This window comes from Clostridium estertheticum subsp. estertheticum (genome assembly GCF_001877035.1).
Classification (GTDB): Bacteria; Bacillota; Clostridia; order Clostridiales; family Clostridiaceae; genus Clostridium_AD; species Clostridium_AD estertheticum.
The window spans coordinates 2946186-2965804 of record NZ_CP015756.1 but is presented as its reverse complement, the minus strand read 5'-3'; the positions used below and the strand labels follow the sequence as shown (position 1 = coordinate 2965804).

The window sequence follows — 19619 nt, the reverse complement described above, 5'->3', positions numbered from 1 at the left end:
GGTGAAGTCTAGCATGAATATAACGTGAGTGGATTTTAATAACATATTATGAGTAGCTATAAAAAAATATAATGATTAACAAGGGGGAAAAATTATGTCATCTAACACATTGGTAAGTAATGTAAATAAACATATACAAGAGAATTATTGGTTGTATATTATAAGTATTTTGTGTGTATTTACAGGTATAATTTTAGGGATTTATAGTGTGAAGTATATGGGTGAATTTGAACACAAGGATTTAGTGAATTATTTAGTTAATTTTATTGATCCTTCAAACACAAGTGGGATTAGTTATAAATTAATATTTTTTCAATCAATAAAAAACAATTTACCAGTAATTATTTTTCTATGGTTTTTAGGGTTAACTATTGTGGGTTTACCAATTATTGTGATCATTGATTTGTTAAAAGGATTTACAGTTGGGTTCACATTTAGTTTTATGATTAGTGGGCTAGGAAAGAGTGGTATTGGTATTGCAATGCTAGGGGTATTACCTCAAAATTTAATTTATATTCCATGCACTATTTTTGCATCGGTGATATCAATGGAATTTTCTATAATGTTATTAAGAAACAAGTTCAATAAACAATGGACAAGTAGTATATCTAGCAGAATAATATATTATAGCGTTATATTTATTGTAATAATTGCTTTCTTATTTATAGGGATAATTATAGAATCATATATAGCACCTTATTTTGTTAAAAATCTTATTAATAATTTGGGAAGTCTAAGCAAATGAAGCATAAGGATTTATTCCATTTTGTTATATTATCAATTAAGTGTTTTATTATTTTAATAGTAATGGGTATTTTTCTCCCCAAGTTTGTAGATTTTTCTCTCTCAAGATTAATTAATAACCCAAAGAGATATATAAACAGTGTTATGGTTTACAAAATAGTTGATAATAATTATAAATTAGTTTATAATTATGTTCTTACATTTTATTTATTTTTTAGAGTCTAACGTATGTAAAGTATTAACATTCCCTATAATATAGGAGAGAAATTATGAATGATTTATTGACGATTTATATAAAAAAATTACAAAATAATAAGTTGACGAGAAATACTATTGACGCCTACACGAGAGATGTAAAACGATTCATTGACTTCACGGAGAAGAGAAATGAAACCCACGAAACAGTTGATAACATAACAATAATGGCTTATTCTGAGTATCTAAAAAAAGAAGGCAAAGCGAATAGTTCGATAGCAAGAAGTATTGTTTCTATTAGAAATTACTATAAATATCTTATTAAAAACAACCTTGCCCAAAATGATCCAACAGCTTATTTTTCTCTCCCAAAAATCAAACGGAATATACCTCAGATTTTATCAATTGAGGAGATAGATGAATTATTAAATCAACCAGAGCAATTAACAATTAAAGGATGTAGAGATAAAGCAATGTTAGAATTAATGTATGCAACAGGCATGAAGGTCTCGGAACTTTTGAGTTTAACAGTATATGATATTAATTTAGATTCGTTATACATAACATGTAATAATGGTAGAAAAAATGAAAGAATAATTCCAATAGGTACACATGCGATTAGCTGTACGTCAGAATATTTAAAGATTAGAAATAAAATAAACTTAAATAACTTAAATTTACTTTTTTTAAACACAAAAAGTGAGAAAATGACAAGGCAAGGTTTTTGGAAAATCATTAAAGAATATGCTAAAACTACTAGCATAAAAAAAACAATAAATTCTTACACAATAAGACATTCATTTGCTGTACATTTATTACAAAATGGTGCAGGTATAAGTGCAGTTCAGGAGCTACTTGGACATAATAGTATGTCCACAACTCAAATTTATTCAACAGTAATTAAAAAAAATAAAATAGCAGAGATTTACAAGAACACTTTTCCTAGAGCATAGATATACATTTAGAAAATAATTTAAATAAATTAATTAGTTTTCATATCACAAAGTGAACAGAGAAAAATAAGAATTCGTCTTTATAAATAAAGACGAATTCTTATTTTTGTTCTATGGATAAAATAAATTTTTTAATTATTATAGATAAATAGTGATAATATCAATATGTTTTGGTAAAAATAATGTTATGAATTTTAAGCAGTGCAGATGACTTTTATGAATTGTCATCTAGCATAAAGGATTATGAGGAGGATAAATATGAAAAGAAGATTTAGAAATGTATTATGTTTAATGTTATCATTAATTTTTACCACGCAGTTTTGTAACATGCCGGCCAAAGCAGAAAATAAAGATGACAAAGGGATTGTCGTTCAGGCAAAGTCAGCATTATTAATGGAACCAACTAGTGGCAAAATAATATATGAAAAAAATTCTCATGAAAAATTTGCTCCAGCTTCGGTAACTAAAATAATGACTATGTTACTTGCTATGGAGGCAGTAGATTCTGGTAAAATAAAATTAACCGATAAGATAACTGTAAGTGAAAACTCGAAAAAAATGGGTGGAAGTAGTATGATACTTGATACAGGTGAAGTTAGAACTGTAGAAGAAATTTTAAAAGGAATTGCTATTGCATCAGGAAATGATGCAGCCGTTGCAATGGCAGAGTACTTAGCAGGTAGTGAAGGGGCTTTTGTTAATATGATGAATGCAAAAGCTAAAAGTTTGGATATGAAAGATACTAGTTTTAAAAACTGCACTGGTTTAAGTGCAGATGGACATATTACAACAGCATATGATATTTCAATTATGTCTAGAGAATTATTAAAACATCCTAAAATATTAAAATATTCATCAACATACATGGAAACTATTTCTGAGGGAAGGAAAGCTCCTATAGGTCTCGTAAACCATAATAAGCTTGTTAGATTTTTTAATGGATGTGATGGACTTAAAACTGGATTTACAAATGAAGCAAAATATTGCATATCAGCTACTGCAAAACAAAATAATGTTAGAGTGCTTGCAATAATTATGGGTGCACCAACTTTTAAAATAAGAAATAGTGATGCAAGTATGTTAATGAATTATGGTTTCTCTAAATTTGAAACTAAAAAGGTAATAGTGAAGGATCAAAATTTAGAAAAAGTAATTTTAAATAAAAAGGGTGACAAGTTTCTAATCGCTAAAGCACAAGAAGATTTTCTTCTAACTCTTGAAAGAGGTAATAAGAATATAATAACTAAAAAACTCGTTCTAAAACAAGGATTGATAGATTATAAAAAAAATGTAGTTATTGGATCTTGTGAAATATATGTTGATAACAAACTATGTGGTAAGATTAATATTTGTAGTGATAGAGATATTAAAAAATCTAGGGTATGGGATAACATTATAAATAATTTTACAGACTTATTTGATAAAGCAATTTAACTACCCAATATTTTAAAGATAAATAAAATAACTTCTAAGCAAATAAATATTTGCTTAGAGGTTATTTTTTATAAAATGTATCATTTTATATATTTTAATATTATACTTAAATTAAACTTGATATAAAGAAATTAAAGTAAAATGAATATTTCTTTATAATTATTTGTTTATATAGGAGAGAGCGTACATGCCAGTAAGTATAAAGGTAACTAATTTTGAAGGCCCGTTTGACTTATTATTGCACCTTATAAAGAAAAATAAGATGAATATTTATGATATTAACATTGTTGAAATTACGAATCAGTATTTGGAGTATCTTAGAAGTATGAGAGAAATGGATTTAGAAATGACATCAGAATTTATTGTTATAGCTGCAACTTTAATTGAAATTAAATCAAAATATTTGTTGCCCAAAAATAAAGAAGACATTAGTACTGAAGATGAATATGATGTGGAAAAGGAATTAATGGACAAACTAGTGGAATATAGAAAATATAAAGTTATAGCTGAAAATTTGAAGATTATGGAGCAAGAGACAGGTATAATGATTAGTAAAAAACCAGAAATAATTGAAGAAGATAATCAGAATAGTAAAGAAGTAGATTTTTTAAAAAATATTACAATTTTTGATTTGCATAATTTATATAATAGTTTAATGGAAAAATATAAAAATAAGATGAATACAGATATTATTGTAAATAAAGAAATATTGATAGATGAATATAAAATAGAAGATAAGATGGAGGAATTAAAACAAAAGCTAAATCATTTTGGAAAAATCCACTTTACAAACTTAATCTATGGTTATTCATCTAAAATAGAAGTTATTGTTATGTTCTTAGCGTTACTTGAGTTAATTAAGATTAGGAGTGTACGAGTATTTCAAGAAAACAATTTTAAAGCTATATATTTAGAAAGGGTAAATTAATATGAATGAGTTTAATATTAAACAATTAGAAGGCAAGGATATTTCTACTAATAATATATATTATTCTATTATTGAATCGTTGCTATTTGTTGCTGGAGAATCATTGAAATTAACAGAAATTGCAAATATTTTAGAATGCAGTATTGAATTTACGATGAAGTTAATAAATGAATTAAAAGTAAAATATCAGCATGAGCAGAGAGGCATTAGAATTATAGAAACTAATGATGAATATCAACTTGTTACAAAACCATGTAATAGTGAATATGTCCAAAAGCTATTAAAGATAAATGTCAGGCAATCTTTATCTCAAGCTTCACTTGAAACTTTAGCCATAATTGCTTATAAGCAGCCAATGACGAGAGTGGAGGTTGAGGATATAAGAGGAGTTAAGAGCGATAGAGCAATTTACACCTTGTCAGAAAAAAGATTAATTAAAGAAAGTGGACGAAAAAATGTTCCGGGAAGACCAATCATATATGTAACCACAGATGAATTTCTTAAACATTTTAATTTTCTTAATCTAAATGAAATGCCTTCTTTAGAAGAGTTTAACGACATTTCAGAAGGAAAGTCTCCACTTTTATAAATGGAAGTTACATACCATAATAAATAGAAAACTTCAGTGGAAATATAAATTTACTTCTGAAGTCGTTAATATTGCAGCGACCCAGGAGATGATTTAACAAAGAAAATTTGCAGCCTGATGTTGATATTAATCAGGTAAAGTAAATATTTAAAATATCAATTATACATATAGTTGTAACCCCAGTCGAATAAAGTTTTTAAATTAAAAAACTTTATTTGGCTGGGGTTAATATTTTAACTTTATAAGTTGTTATAGAAATTCAATAATAATTATTCATCGCACTTTTGTTTATTGTCTGATTCTTTATTTTCAGGTTCTGTATCATTAGCACATTTATCTTTAAACATACCTTTAATAATATCGATAACTTGTGGTACGGTATCAACAATTTTATCATATGTGTTTTGCTGATCTACAGATAATAGCCTAATTGAATCATTCTTAACAACTAAAAACGCGACTGGTTTAACCGTGACTCCGGCGCCAGAACCACCTCCGAAAGGATATTTATTAGTTGAGTCAGCAGTATTAACATTATTAAACTCACTACCCCCAGATGCAAAACCAAAACATACTCTTGATATAGGAATAATTGTAGTTCCATCTAAGGATTTTACAGGGTCTCCTACAATGGTGTTAACATCTATCATATCTTTTATACTCTCCATGGTGCTCCTCATTAAATTTTCAATTGGATGATTATCCATGTACATTTCCTCCTCTATATTTTTTGAAATTTGTTTTGTTATGTTTTATGTTTATAAGGCAAGGTAATATTATAAATGCCATATAAATAATTTTTACAAAATTGATGTATATTATACTCGAAATTTCCATATTTAGATTATTTTCTTTAAATTGAGGCGTAACTTTAAGATCAATGTTTTTAATTTTAACAAAATTTATTAATATCAAATACAAAAGACTGTAGGTTGAATGAATTAAACCAAATACTATAGCTACCAAGGCAGCATCGTCGAATCCATATTCTAGTTTAGTATTTAAAGTTAATGTTGGCTTAAACTTTAACTTTTTAAATTTATGAATAATTAAATTTATATCACTTAAATTTATATCACTTAAATCTATATCTCTTAAATTTAATGGTTTAAAAAATATTTTTGTAGGTTTAGCCTTTAATTGATCCTTTGAATTGCTTTTTAAGGATTTATTTACCTCTAGTTTCTTTTTATATATATAAATTTCCAAGACTTTGTTTGTGTATTTAAGAGTTATTTTTAAATGGATTGGAAATAATACAATTGTTAACACAAAAAGAAACACTATTATAAATTTAAACATCACAACCTCCAATCTATCTAATAATTGGTATTATGCTCAGAAATCAATAAAAAAATCAATAAAGGACATAATATTTTTTAAAAGAAGGAGATACTTTAAAAGTTATGAAAATTAAAAGAGGTGAAATCATGACAAAAAAATCTAAAGTGTATTTATCATTATCTTTAAGCTTAGTTTTACTATTTTCCACATTAGTTCAAACTGTCCATGCTGAGGATCTATATGTTAATGCAATTAGTGCTATAGCGTTAGATTGCGATTCAAAAGTTGTTTTATATGAAAAGAATGCATATACTCCAATTGAAATTGCAAGCACTACAAAGATAATAACTGCACTTGTTGCAATTAAATGTGGTGATTTAAACAAGAAAATAATTATATCAAAAAAGGCAGCAACTATACGCGGTTCCGAAATAGGTTTAAAAGAAGGAGAGGAGATAACTTTAAAAGAATTATTATATGGACTTTTAATGAGGTCTGGAAATGATGCAGCAATTGCAATTGCTGAAGGGGTAAGTGGTAGTGTTGATGAGTTTTTAAAACTTATGAATGAGTATGCCCTAGAAATTGGATTATTAAATAGTAATTTTGAATCTCCTCATGGATTGGATAGTAGTAATCATTATTCAACTGCATATGATTTAGCTTTAATAACTGCAAAGGCAAAAGAGGTTAAAATTTTTAATGATATAGTAGGCTCAAAAGATATTATTGCAAAGGACTATGATTTTACTAGAAGTTATCACAATATCAATAAAATTTTGTCTGTTTTACCAAATTCAACGGGTGTAAAAACAGGATTCACAGGCAAAGCAGGTAAATGTCTAGTGACTTCTGTCAAAATTCAAAATAGAGATATTATTATTATAACATTAAATTGTACTCCTAGATGGAAAGAAACTGAAAAAATAAATAACTATATTGAAAAAACTTATAAATATAAAAAGGTTGTAAGTAAAGGTGATATTCTAGGAAAAATTATTTTGAAAAATGGAGATAGCAATGTAGAAATAGTAAGTAAAAAAGATATTATAATTCCAGTTAAAAATGATCAAAAAATTGAAATTAAAGTTAAAAAACCATTATATGAGGTTTATGCACCAGTACATCAAGGTGAAAAAATTGGAAGGTTAGATGTATATGCAAATAATAAACTTCTATTAACAGAAAGTTTGGTATCTAAGAGTAGCGTTTACAGTAAAACTAATTTCAGATTTAGATTTAATAAAATTATAAACTTCATTTTACAATAAAAAAGAGCCATAATCGACTCTTTTTTTGTTTGTTTTGTAAAAATACATAGGTATATGTATTTAATATAGCATATTTTAAACTCTTAGAGCCAGTATAAGAGGGAATAAGCTTCAATAAGCATATCTTATAGAAAAAACAATTACACCTTCTTAAACGGCGTATATCCCTTTTTAGTGACGTTTGGCAATTACAGTTTTAGCTAAAAGTTGTAACCAATTTGAAGTTGGTTAGTTTTTATGGTAATTAAATAATATTTATAACTTTATTTCAAAAAAATCATTGAAAGAATTGCAAATTTCCGTTAAAATAGTCTTTGAAGAAAGGACTGATTGTTTGAAAAATCTTTTTAAAAAGTTATTACCATTAGTGCTTATAGGTTGTGTTCCTTTTTCTAATTTGTTTTATTGGACATTAAATAGTACTCATAGAGGCGTTTATGATCTTACTACAGATTTGGATAGATCTATGCCCCTCATAAAAATTTTTATAATACCTTACATGACTTTATGGTTTTTTTTAGCCTTTTGTTTTGTTTATTTGTGTTTTAAAAACAGAAAGGTCTATTATAAAATTATGATTACTTTATTTCTATGTTATGTTGTTGCATTTATTACATACTACTTTTTTCAAACTACAGTTATAAGGCCTATAGTTACCGGTAATGATATATTGTCAAAGATGATTTTATTTACCTATAATTCTGATGAGCCATATAATTGTTTCCCAAGTATTCATGTCATTACAGCATATCTAGCTGTTAAAGGGATTAATGCTACTAATGCTAGAAAGTCAATTAAAATACCAGTTAACATAATTGGATTTCTTATTATTATATCTACTGAATTCGTGAAACAACACGTGATAATGGATATATTTTTCGCAATGTTCTTATGCAGTGGAATTTATAACTTGCTTATTTATCTAGAGCAAAAGTATAATATGTCAAAAATATATAATTTGGATAAACAAGAGATTGAACAATAACAAAGTAAAAGCTACTGAAAATTATTCAGTAGCTTTTAACGTTTATACTATATCTATTTTATCATCTTTTAATTCTACTGATATAGTTGATCCTTCACTAAATTCATTTTGGAGATAATGCTCTGCAATCTCATCTTCAATATATTTTTGAATAGTTCGTCTTAGTGGTCTTGCTCCATATTTATCATCGTACCCTTTTTCTAATATAAAGTCGGCTACTGCTTTTGAAACATTCATTGTAATATTCTTTTCGCCTACCTCTTCAATTACCTCCGTAATCATTAAATCTACAATTTCTCTAAGTTCTTTCTTTTCAAGAGGTGTAAATACAATGATTTCATCTACTCTATTTAAGAATTCTGGTTTAAATGTTTGTTTTAATGCATCCTTTACACGTGCCTCTAATATACCGTAATCACCGTTAACAAAGCCAATGTTGCTTGATTTAAACTCAGTTCCTGCATTTGATGTCATTATTATTACGGTGTTTTCAAAGAAAACAGTTCGGCCTTGACTATCTGTTAGTATTCCATCATCAAGAATTTGAAGTAACATATTAAATACATCAGGGTGAGCTTTCTCTATTTCATCTAGTAGAATTACTGAATATGGTTTTCTTCTTACTTTTTCAGTTAATTGTCCACCTTGATCATATCCTACATAACCTGGTGGGGCACCAATTAGTTTTGACACTGTATGTTTTTCCATATATTCAGACATATCAATTCTTATTAGTGCGTCCTCACTTCCAAAAAGCTCACAGGAAAGTGTTTTAACAAGTTCTGTTTTTCCAACACCAGTTGGTCCAACGAAAATAAAAGAGGATGGCTTTTTCTTTTTTCTAAAGCCTGAACGATTTCGCCTTATTGCTCTAGACAAACTCTTAATAGCTTCATTTTGACCTATAACCCTTTTGTGAAGCCTGCTTTCTAGATTTAAAAGTTTTTTCGCTTCTTTTTCTGTAATTTTTTGAATCGGAATTTTAGTCCATGATTCAATAACGAAAGCAATATCCTCTATAGTAATTTGAACCTCAGCACATGTTTTTTGAGTTTCACTAATATCTTCTTTTACTTTGCATAACTTTGTTCTATATTCAGCAGCTTTTTCAAAATTTCCATTAGCCTCTGCTTCATCTTTCTCTGTTTGAATCTTGATTGACTCCTCTTTGAGTCCTAAGAGTTCAATGAGTCCTTTATTTTTTAGATTTGCTCTAGAACCAGCTTCGTCAATTACATCAATTGCTTTATCTGGCAAAAATCTATCTGTTATATATCTCTCAGATAAAGTTACAACTTCTTCAATTACTTCATCTGATATTTTGACTTTATGATAATCTTCATAGTAGCTTCGTATTCCTTTTAAAATCTCTATTGTTTCAGGTACACTAGGTTCCTCAACTAGAACTGGCTGAAATCTCCGCTCTAGTGCTGCATCTTTTTCTATATATTTTCTATATTCTTCAAGAGTTGTTACACCAATAACTTGTATTTCACCTTTTGCTAAAGCAGGTTTTAAGATATTAGCTGCATTCATTGCTCCGCCCTGAACTTCACCAGCACCCATAATATTGTGAACTTCGTCAATAACTAATATTATATTTCCATTTTCCTTAGCTTCTTCAATAATTGATTTCATACGACTTTCAAATTGTCCTCTAAACTGTGTTCCTGCAACTACAGCTGTTAGGTCAAGTAAATAAACTTCAGCATTAAATAATTTTTCTGGAACTTGTTTTTCTATGATTCTTACAGCAAGACCCTCAGCAATTGCTGTTTTACCTACACCGGCCTCGCCGATTAGGATAGGATTATTTTTACCTCGTCTATTTAATATTTGAACCACACGATCAATTTCTTTATATCTTCCAATTACTTTGTCTACACCATTTTGTTTTGCTTTGTCTGTTAAATTTATACCATATGTATCTAAATGTTTTCGTTTCTTCTTAAACCAGTTCTTTTTTGATTTATCATCTGATGCACTTTTAATTTTTGGGGAAGGTTCAACATCACCGTCTATAAAATCATTACCTTTATCTACAGATGAGAACAGTCCATTAAATATATTGCCAATAATATTTTTCTCTTCGCCATTTTTAATATTCTTATCTGATGTGTTTGAATCATCATTATTTACATCTTCTAAATTCATATCATTAAACATGGTACCCATTTGTTCATTTAAGCTTTCGATATCCTCTGAGGATAATCCAGCTTGCTCCATTAATTGATCCATTACCGGAATGCCCTTCTTTTTAGCACATTCTATACATAATCCTATAGTTTCAGTTTTGCCGTTTTCAATTTTTGAGGTTAATATCATTGCTATATTTTTTTTGCATATTTCACATAACTTCATTTAAATCATCTCCATATTTTATGATGTATTGAATATTATTATTATAGTATATCATTTATTAACAAAATTTGTTCAATATATTCGTATTGTTTACTTTTCATTATCAAATATTATTCTTTATTACCTTAAAATAGCACTCCATACTTTATTCTATTCTCATATATATATTCCTCTTTAAAATTAATAAATTATTAGTTTTTTTAATCTTAATATATTATAGTATGCATTTTTGAGAGCAGTGTTACAAAAATGGGAATAGTTAGATATATTTAATATGCACATTTATTTGCAATTTTACATAGTTTAATATAATAGTGCTTAAGGAGGTTATATTATGAGTTATGAGCCCTACGATTGTATTGATGTAGGAAGTGAATTTTGTCCGTGTCATCTTGCTGAAACAGGAGATTGTATATTATGTTCACAGCTAGCGGGGAAGGACTTCTGTGACTGCTGCAACTTTAATGGGGTATGTATTTATCAAGAGTATGCAACGAATGGTTATAAAGCTAAAGAAAGCAGAAAAAATTATAATTGCAAAATAATAGAGAAAAATAGATTTGAAGACAATGTAATTGTACTTACTGTTTGCGCAAGTGATAAATTGGTAAGTGAATTGGTTCGTGTTGGAAGTTACATTTTTGCTCGAAGGCCGAGTGCAGAGGCTAGGTTTGATACACCAATATCAATAATGGATACTGATACGACAAATAATACAATCAGTATTGCGATAGAATTAAAGGGAGCTAAAACTAAAGCGTTAGATACGTTAAAGATAGGAGACGAGCTACTCATAAAAGGGCCGTTTTGGAATGGTACTTTAGGATTAAAAAACATAAATGAGATAAAAAACAGTAAGTGCTTAATTGTAGCAAGAGGTATAGGGCAGGCACCTATGATACCAGTACTTAAACATTTACATGCAAATAACAATGAAATTATAGTTGTGATTGATAATTCACCATATAAGAATAGCTTTGCATGTGAGTATATAAAGAAGTATGCATCAAAGGTTATAGAATGTAATATAATAGCCGGGAATGGCATAATGACAGAGAAATTTAATAATTTATTAAAAGAACTAACTATTAATAATGATATTAGTTTAGTTCATTGTGATGCTGTAGATATCCTAAATTATGAACTGATGAAGAGTGTGGAATATATAGATAAAAACATTAAATATTCTTGCTGCAATAACGCAAAAATGTGTTGTGGAGAAGGCGTGTGCGGTTGTTGTACAAGAACTAATAACGATCTTAAATTAAGAAGACTCTGCAAAATGCAGACAGAGCCCAAATATGTATTAGAAGGGAGGAGAACATTTTGAAGGTTATCGTAATTGGTGGTGGATGGTCTGGTTGCATGGCAGCAATCACGGCAAAAAGAGCAGGAGCGCAGGTCGCATTATATGAGAAAACTGATATGCTTTTAGGACTTGGAAATGCAGGTGGTATAATGAGGAATAATGGGAGATATACTGCAGCGGAAGAGTTAATAGCACTTGGGGCAGGTGATTTGATACATGTAACTGATGGGAATAGTAGACATAAAAATGTTGAATTTCCTTCACATAAAAATGCTTGGTTTTATGATGTAAATAAAATTGAACCAGCCGTGGTTAAGTGTTTAAAAGATATGGATATAGAATTAAACATGATAACAAGGGTGGTAGATGTTGAAAAAGAAGAAAATAAAATAAAAGGAATATATTTATCAAACGGCGAGTATGTAGTGGCAGATGTATTTATAGAAACTACAGGTTCAACAGGCCCAATGGGTAACTGCTTGAAGTATGGAAATGGATGTTCGATGTGTGTGTTAAGGTGTCCAGCATTTGGCCCAAGAGTAAGCATAAGTTATAGAGCAGGTATTGAAGATTTAAAAGGGGAAAGGGAAGAGGATGTATATGGAGCATTCAGTGGGTCGTGTAAACTAGCTAAGTCTTCTTTAGGTGATGAGGTTATGAAAGAACTTAATGAGAGCGGAGTGGTTATTTTAAAAGTACCAGAGGAAGATGTGAATTTAGATAAGCTTAAAGTGAAAGTATGTCAGCAATATGCACTTAAAGAATTTGCTGAAAATATGATTCTCTTAGATACAGGTGATGCAAAGCTTATGACGTCATATTATCCACTGGATAAGCTTAGAAAAATCAAAGGTCTTGAAAAAGCAAAATATATAGATCCAATTGCAGGTGGGAAGGGAAACTCCATAAGATATCTGTCTGTAGCTCCAAGGACTAATAATATGAGGGTTGTAGGTCTCGATAATTTGTTTTGCGCAGGAGAAAAGTCAGGTCTATTTGTAGGTCACACAGAAGCCATGTGCACAGGTGCTTTGGCAGGGCATAATGCCGTTCGAAATTATCTAGGAATGCCTCTTTTAATATTACCAAATGCTCTTGCTATTGGTGACTTAATATCATATGCAAATGAAAAAATGAAATCCAAAGAAGGGAGAAGAAACAGATATACATTTGCAGGAGCAGAGTATTTTAAAAGAATGCAGGAACGTGGACTTTATATTTTAGACATTGATGATATTAAGAAGAAAGTTGCAAAATTAAATTTGACTGATATATTTAAAGAAAAACTTATATAGAATTATTAGTATATTTTAAAATGTAACACACACAATATCATTATGTGGAAGAAATTTATTATATATGGACTTTTAGGTCTTTTAGGAGAGGTTTTTTGGAATGCTTTTGGCGCAATGATTAATGGAGATATATTACTTAGGGGCACAACTTGCATTTGGATGTTTCCTATATATGGTCTTGCTGTGTTTCTTGAACCAGTCCATAATAGGATCAGGCATCTTCCGCTTATAGTTAGGGGAGGCATATATATGGTTCTTATATTTGCAGTAGAATTGATTAGCGGACTATTGCTTAGGTTGGTTTTAGGGGAGTGCCCATGGAAATATGTAAATAAAACATTATCAATATGCGGAATAATCACATTAGATTATGCACCAGTATGGATTGTTTATGGAATTTTGTTCGAAAAAATACATGATGTTATAGCATGTATTGAGAAAAGAATTAATCGTAATGATAACTAGGGTTATATTAGAGATTGCTAATTAAAAAAATAATGTAGTAAGTTTAATTTTAAAAACACATTAAACTTACTACATTAAATTTTACATTTTTTTATTGTTAGAAGTTAAATTTAATAATAATGAATTAACATTTTCCTTAAGAGTAATTGCATTCTCAAGTGAAAGGCCTGTAGAGCAAAAGATTTCTTTTGGTATACCAATAGCCATTTTTTTCAATTCAACACCTGCAGGAGTTAAGGTAATATATACATTTCGCTCATCTACAGTATCTCTAGTTCTTTTTACTAAGTTCATACACTCTAATTTTTTAAATAGAGGGGTTAAAGTGCCAGAATCAAGATGCAGTTTTATTCCAATTTCTTTTACGGTTATATTATCTTTTTCCCATAACACTAATAGAGCAATATATTGGGTGTAGGTTATACCTAATTTATCCAATTCTGGCTTGTAAAGTTTTGTTATTTCGCGGGAACAAGCATATAGAGCAAAACACAATTGATTATCTAATTTAAGGGATTCATCTGTCACTCATAATCATTCCTTTTCATTTAAAGTAAATTTAAAGTTGATTTTATTCAATCATATAAAACTAAATTGAATAAAATCTATTTACATGTTAAACATATCATTTTAGTTAGAGCATGTCAAGTATTAGTCTTGTTTGGTTGCTTAATTCCTAATTAGAGGGCTTTGAAACATTAATTTTATGTGTCATGAATCCTGAGACATAATCAAATTGATGCCATTTTTGAATTTGAATTTTGTCACCTAAGTAACTAGATTCTACGGGTGCCCTACTATCAAGATAAAGATTAGCGGTAGAGTTAAATAAGAATAATCCATCAGCACCGTCTTCATATACATCATAAGCTCGTAATAAATACTGCTCAATATCTAAATATTCCTTATTATGTATATATAATCCTTGTTTTACTAATTGCTCTTCTTCTTTTGTTATATCATGTCCGCTAACATCTGCAGTAATACCTATGTATAGTTTTACATTTGTATTTTTAACCATGTTTACATAAGATGAAATTTCGAAGGATTTGTTGTCTTCATTACCAATGCTTGAAGGTACTAATGTATCAAGCAAACCTTCCTTAACCCAAGCATTGACATCAAAGCCATACTGAATGGGATTTTTCCAGGGAACTCTTATAGTAATTGTTTTATTTTTTGGCAGTTCTTTTCGCAAAGTTCGTAAAAATTCATTCATAATTAATACTTTTTGATCATTTGGAGTTTCACTTCCAAAAACCTCTGGATACCTACAAAAATCTAATGTCACACCATTTACATTATTAAAAGAACCTGACTCTAGAAGTATATTTTTCATATAATCTCTAACTTCTGTGTGATAATAGCTTAGATAAAAACTACCAGGTTGAGCAAATTGTTTGTATTTATTATACATATCCCCATTTTTAAACCCATAAACAGTTGGATTGTAAAATGAATTCATTCTAAGTGAAGCATTGACCTTTATGTCCTTATCGGCACCTCTATCAGCTATGATTTCTAGGGGTGACTTCCCAGAACTTAATATATTTAGTATTTGAGATTTTGCTAACCTGTCTCCATCTCTAAACTCAGAATCGAATTCGTCAGTGCCATCATATGCATTACCTGCATATTTACTATTATAATTTAAAGCACCAGTACCTCCTAAAGACCAATTTATTGTTCCCACATTTCTGCCGCTAAATCTATCCACAGCTTTATTTTTAAGCGCTTCTACAGTGGGATATCTTCCATCAAAGAAATCAGAATATCCATCAAAATCATAAATAACAGTTTTTTTATTCTCATTTTCCTTTTGATATAAAGTAACTTGATCAGCAGTCAATCCTATTAATTTAATGTAGGCAATTCTAACATTTTTATTAGGAATTGGATTAATTTCAATTGAATTATTATCAAATTTTGATATTATTGTAGATTTTTCATTAATCCATTGCTCACCGTATAAGTTATTTGACTTAAGTGAAATATCACCATTTATTTGGGTTTTTGAAGAATCATTTGTTGCACCTATTCTAAAACTATCAGTTCCAGTCACATAACCTACATAAACTCTAAACCAACCATTTAGGGTGACAGGCATTTTTATTGTTAGGGGATTTTCACTATTCTCAATTATTGATCCACTTTTATTGCTTTCAGAATCTACGTATGATCCTAAATTCCACCCAGAATGAACAGCATCATTTTTACCTGTCGCTGACATCTTATCCATTTGATTATATAAATACACGCTTCCTGGACTTGAATTTACAACCTGACCTGGTTCTAAATTAGCAGTTGAAATATTCATGCTTATAGTTTTTGTTGTTTCTTCAATTACCTGATTGCCTGTAACAAGCTTTAGTACAAGCTTCATTTCTCCAGATTGGGTTATATTATTAAGCGTTGATAAAATTGTTTTCTTATTGAGTGGGGTTGAGGTCTCTGCTATAATCTTATCGTTTTTATATAGATACGATTTTATACTATATTGCTTAATACTTATAAGATTTTCAGCATCAATCGCCATGGTCGTTGAAATATTTATAGCTTGATTTTTTTCATCAGGTATTACAGTAGAATTTTTTATCGCTAAAGAGTTTACTACTGCAAAATTATCAATATACACATTATTGTAACTAGAAAGTGTATCGGTCATGTCATTGTAGAAAATAACCCTATCAGTAAGTCCAGCAGCATCTAGTTCGGGATTGGCGAAGCTACCAATAGTTTTACCATCCAATAATACTGATATAGTTTTATTTCCATCATTTACGATTGACCATCTATGAATGTCATTATCCTTAGGTAAATATGTATTAATTGTTTTAAAAAGGTCGGTTCCTGAATTTTTACTCAATAAGTTTATTTTTACTTTATTGTCAGAGTCTTTGCTATTAATACTGATATGGTATCTTTTATTATTAGCAATTATATCTAGCGCAAAACCTCTCCAACCTACATTTGTAGCGGGAGTTTGTAAATCTGTTATCTTAGCATCAAATTCTACATTGAAAGGACCGGCGCCTATTTTTACGTCTTTACTTATTTTAGATATTGAATTTTGAGTGGTATTATAAAACAAATATTGTCCATATGGAATATGTGTATTATATTTTCCACTTTCACTAGAATCTGCTATAAATGAGTCGTTAGTATAGTTATCACCTTTGCTCCAACCACTAGTAATAAGGTTATTGCAGTTATCATTAAAGATTGACTTAACATTTTCATTATTTTCTATAAGTATATTATTATTGACTTTAAAAGTCATTTGTAAAATATTTTGCAATTGTGTATTGTCTGTTGAATAAATTTCTTTATCCATTTTCAAAGTATACGATTCACCAAGAGTATATCCTTTTACTGGTGGATTAATTAAGATAGATTTCTTATCTAGTCCGAGCTGTGTTGTTATAGCTGACGATTTTCCTGCACTATCCACTATAGTTATAGAATTTTTTAATGCATCATCAAATTTAAGTTCTTTATTAAACTGGATATTCCAGACTTTATTTGCACTAACTACTTGATTATTAGTTGGTTCAAATGCATATGAATTATGAGTAGATATTAATAAAAAGCAAAATAATAGAATAAAGGTAGTTGTTAATAGTTTTTTCATTTCTTGTAATCCCCCTGTTTAAACTTTCTTTTATATTCTTCTGTATTTTAACACAATTTGCCTTATTATATAACAATATTGGGAAATATTAAAATATAAATTATTCACTTAATATATATTTTATCTAAAACTAATTTAATATACCTTTTATTTAAAAGTTGATAATTAATGAACTGAAATAAATAATTTAGTAAAATGTTTTTATCCAATTATATAAAAATAAGGTTTAGCTTATTACTACGTATAATATATAGATCTAGAGAGAAAATAATAAAGTAAAAGATTTTAAAATTATTTTAATTAAAGGGGGTTTTAAAAATGCCTGATCATCAACATGTTGGTGGTAGCAAAAATAGTAATATTGATATTAAACGTGATAATGTTCATAAACCTAAGAAAAGTAACGGAGATAAGAAAAACCAACCTTTGTATAAAAATTTTAATGGGGAAATTCTTGATTAGGGTTACCTTGAATTTAATGTGTAAATAAAACATTTTAATAACTTTATTTAAGGGAGTGACGATGATATGCAAAAAGGCAAGGAAAGTGAAACCAATAGTAAAAAGGTTAATATCGGCACTAAAAGAACAGAACCTAGTGATAGGCAGAAAAAGGGAGAAAGAGAAAGGAAAAATCAAATTTAAATCTAAGGTATATATCTGTGGATGTTAAAGGAGAGTGATTTAATGGTTAACGAAGGTGAGTATTTTATAAATAAGGGTTATAAAATAATGAAATTTGAGAGAGATATTGATAAAATTACTGGGCAAGAAATAGGTACAATTGAGGTAAAGGCATTGGATGGTCATAGGCAATATATAACATTTGATGATAACGGTGCGGATGAAATAGAAAAAAGTTTATTCGAATATTTAAAAAACAAATAGAATCATGAAAATAAGGCATGCTAATAATTTGTATGCCTTATTTTCATTTACTGTTATTTATAAAATTTTATAAATAAAAGATGTAATTTTTGCAGGTATATTGTAGAATAGAATTTGTTTCTTAAAAATTAAACATAAATTATCGAAAGTGAATTTATCTTTAATTTTCCAGAATATACGGAAGTTAGAACAGATTAGTTTATTTTAAAACTAAGATTAGGAGGTAATTTAAATGAAAAAAGTTGCGGTTATTTTTAATGGCGGCACAATTTCTATGACCCTAGATCCAAGAATAAAAGCGGCAGTTCCAACTCTAAGTGGAGAAGAAATAATGTCTATGGTTACAGGAATTGAGAAATATGCTCAAATAGAATCATATACTTTTTCAAATCTGCCTGGACCTCACATGACGCCAGAACTTATGATGGATTTGTCTAAATACATACAAAAATTCTTAACTCGAGAGGATATATGTGGTGTTGTGGTTACTCATGGTACAGATTCACTTGAGGAAACAGCATATTTGTTACATCTAACTATCAATAATCCAAAGCCTGTAATTGTTACAGGCTCAATGAGAAATGGCTCGGAACTTGGGTATGATGGTCCTGCAAATTTATCTGCTGCTATTTGTACTGCTATTTCAAAGGAAGCGCGTAATAGAGGAGTATTAGTGTGCTTAAATGATGAACTTAATTGTGCTAGTGAAGTTACTAAATCACATTCAATGCATCTAAACACTTTCCAGAGTCCAGAGTTTGGGCCAATAGGAATTATAGACAACAATGAAGCAATATTCTATAGAGATAGTTTGAAAAAAGAACATATAAAAACAGATAAGGTAGAAACTAGAGTGGATTTAATAAAAGCCTGTGCAGGTATGGATTCAAAACTAATTGATTTTTGTGTAAAGGAAGGTGCAAGAGGAATTGTTATTGAAGCCATGGGAAGAGGAAATATTCCACCGGAAATGGCAGAGGGTGTAGAAACTGCTATTGAAAAGGGCGTAGCGGTTGTTATGGTGTCTAGATGCTTTAAAGGAAGAGTATTAGATTCCTATGGATACCCAGGTGGTGGAAAAGAACTCAGGAATGCTGGCGTTATTTTTGGGGATAGTCTTCCTGGACAAAAGGCTAGAATTAAACTTATGTTGGCACTTGCGAGTACAACAGATTTGAAGGAAATAAAACACATGTTCGAAGATGGAAGGTACAAAAGCCGAATTTAATGAAGAAAATATAATTTAACATTCGCCATGGCATTGACGAAAACTTCCGTTTTTGATAT

At 29.1% G+C, this 19619-nt stretch carries 18 protein-coding genes; 13 read left to right on the top strand and 5 right to left on the bottom strand.

Annotated elements, in window-relative coordinates; genetic code table 11:
* Positions 1-94 precede the first annotated feature (94 nt).
* From spoIIM to scpB, 5 genes are all read left to right on the top strand, one after another.
* Complete coding sequence (gene spoIIM / locus A7L45_RS13610) at positions 95-745, top strand: stage II sporulation protein M (RefSeq protein ID WP_071613291.1); 651 nt, start codon at positions 95-97, stop codon at positions 743-745.
* A gap of 268 nt (positions 746-1013) precedes the next feature.
* Positions 1014-1892 carry a tyrosine recombinase gene (locus tag A7L45_RS13600; RefSeq protein WP_071613289.1) on the top strand — a complete coding sequence of 293 codons (879 nt, stop codon included), beginning with the start codon at positions 1014-1016 and terminating at the stop codon, positions 1890-1892.
* Between the two features lie 291 nt (positions 1893-2183).
* Positions 2184-3326, top strand: coding sequence for a D-alanyl-D-alanine carboxypeptidase family protein (locus A7L45_RS13595; RefSeq protein ID WP_372445227.1), 1143 nt, complete (start codon positions 2184-2186; stop codon positions 3324-3326).
* A 187-nt stretch (positions 3327-3513) separates the two neighbouring features.
* Positions 3514-4254: a segregation/condensation protein A gene (locus tag A7L45_RS13590; RefSeq protein ID WP_071613287.1), complete on the top strand. Its 741-nt coding sequence runs from the start codon at positions 3514-3516 to the stop codon at positions 4252-4254.
* Position 4255: 1 nt separating this feature from the next.
* Positions 4256-4843: an SMC-Scp complex subunit ScpB gene (gene scpB / locus A7L45_RS13585; protein ID WP_071613286.1), complete on the top strand. Its 588-nt coding sequence runs from the start codon at positions 4256-4258 to the stop codon at positions 4841-4843.
* 269 nt (positions 4844-5112) lie between these two features.
* Here scpB and ytfJ read toward each other — a convergent pair whose 3' ends face one another.
* Both ytfJ and A7L45_RS13575 read right to left on the bottom strand, forming a co-directional pair.
* Positions 5113-5550: a GerW family sporulation protein gene (ytfJ, locus tag A7L45_RS13580; protein ID WP_071613285.1), complete on the bottom strand. Its 438-nt coding sequence runs from the start codon at positions 5548-5550 to the stop codon at positions 5113-5115.
* Entirely contained in the window at positions 5543-6145 is a 603-nt protein-coding gene (locus A7L45_RS13575; protein WP_071613284.1) for a DUF2953 domain-containing protein, read from the bottom strand. Before A7L45_RS13575 ends, ytfJ begins: the two co-directional genes overlap by 8 nt.
* A gap of 104 nt (positions 6146-6249) precedes the next feature.
* Between A7L45_RS13575 and A7L45_RS13570 the strand changes: the two genes are divergently transcribed.
* A complete protein-coding gene (locus tag A7L45_RS13570; protein WP_224616928.1) occupies positions 6250-7398 on the top strand; it encodes a D-alanyl-D-alanine carboxypeptidase family protein in 1149 nt (382 codons plus the stop codon).
* A 280-nt stretch (positions 7399-7678) separates the two neighbouring features.
* Positions 7679-8383: a phosphatase PAP2 family protein gene (locus tag A7L45_RS13565; protein ID WP_207647736.1), complete on the top strand. Its 705-nt coding sequence runs from the start codon at positions 7679-7681 to the stop codon at positions 8381-8383.
* A gap of 42 nt (positions 8384-8425) precedes the next feature.
* Here A7L45_RS13565 and A7L45_RS13560 read toward each other — a convergent pair whose 3' ends face one another.
* Entirely contained in the window at positions 8426-10744 is a 2319-nt protein-coding gene (locus tag A7L45_RS13560) for an ATP-dependent Clp protease ATP-binding subunit (protein WP_071613282.1), read from the bottom strand.
* A 334-nt stretch (positions 10745-11078) separates the two neighbouring features.
* On the opposite strand from A7L45_RS13560, the gene A7L45_RS13555 reads away from it, so the two are divergent.
* The 3 genes from A7L45_RS13555 to A7L45_RS13545 are packed head-to-tail and all read left to right on the top strand — an operon-like array spanning position 11079 to position 13813.
* Positions 11079-12074, top strand: coding sequence for a sulfide/dihydroorotate dehydrogenase-like FAD/NAD-binding protein (locus A7L45_RS13555; protein ID WP_071613281.1), 996 nt, complete (start codon positions 11079-11081; stop codon positions 12072-12074).
* Positions 12071-13348 carry an FAD-dependent oxidoreductase gene (locus tag A7L45_RS13550; RefSeq protein WP_071613280.1) on the top strand — a complete coding sequence of 426 codons (1278 nt, stop codon included), beginning with the start codon at positions 12071-12073 and terminating at the stop codon, positions 13346-13348. The genes A7L45_RS13555 and A7L45_RS13550 overlap by 4 nt, the downstream gene beginning before the upstream one ends.
* Positions 13349-13390: 42 nt before the next feature.
* Complete coding sequence (locus tag A7L45_RS13545; RefSeq protein ID WP_071613279.1) at positions 13391-13813, top strand: putative ABC transporter permease; 423 nt, start codon at positions 13391-13393, stop codon at positions 13811-13813.
* Positions 13814-13894: 81 nt separating this feature from the next.
* On the opposite strand, the gene A7L45_RS13540 is transcribed toward A7L45_RS13545, so the two are convergent.
* Both A7L45_RS13540 and A7L45_RS22595 read right to left on the bottom strand, forming a co-directional pair.
* Entirely contained in the window at positions 13895-14341 is a 447-nt protein-coding gene (locus A7L45_RS13540) for a MarR family winged helix-turn-helix transcriptional regulator (protein WP_071613278.1), read from the bottom strand.
* A 148-nt stretch (positions 14342-14489) separates the two neighbouring features.
* Positions 14490-17444, bottom strand: a complete 2955-nt coding sequence (locus A7L45_RS22595; RefSeq protein WP_084647464.1) for a glycoside hydrolase family protein — start codon at positions 17442-17444, stop codon at positions 14490-14492.
* Between the two features lie 318 nt (positions 17445-17762).
* On the opposite strand from A7L45_RS22595, the gene A7L45_RS23265 reads away from it, so the two are divergent.
* The 3 genes from A7L45_RS23265 (at position 17763) to A7L45_RS13525 (ending at position 19560) form a co-directional block, all read left to right on the top strand.
* A complete protein-coding gene (locus tag A7L45_RS23265) occupies positions 17763-17906 on the top strand; it encodes a hypothetical protein (protein WP_153882475.1) in 144 nt (47 codons plus the stop codon).
* A 225-nt stretch (positions 17907-18131) separates the two neighbouring features.
* Positions 18132-18332: a hypothetical protein gene (locus tag A7L45_RS13530; protein ID WP_071613277.1), complete on the top strand. Its 201-nt coding sequence runs from the start codon at positions 18132-18134 to the stop codon at positions 18330-18332.
* 232 nt (positions 18333-18564) lie between these two features.
* Positions 18565-19560, top strand: a complete 996-nt coding sequence (locus tag A7L45_RS13525; RefSeq protein WP_071613276.1) for an asparaginase — start codon at positions 18565-18567, stop codon at positions 19558-19560.
* The last annotated feature ends 59 nt before the right edge of the window (positions 19561-19619 follow it).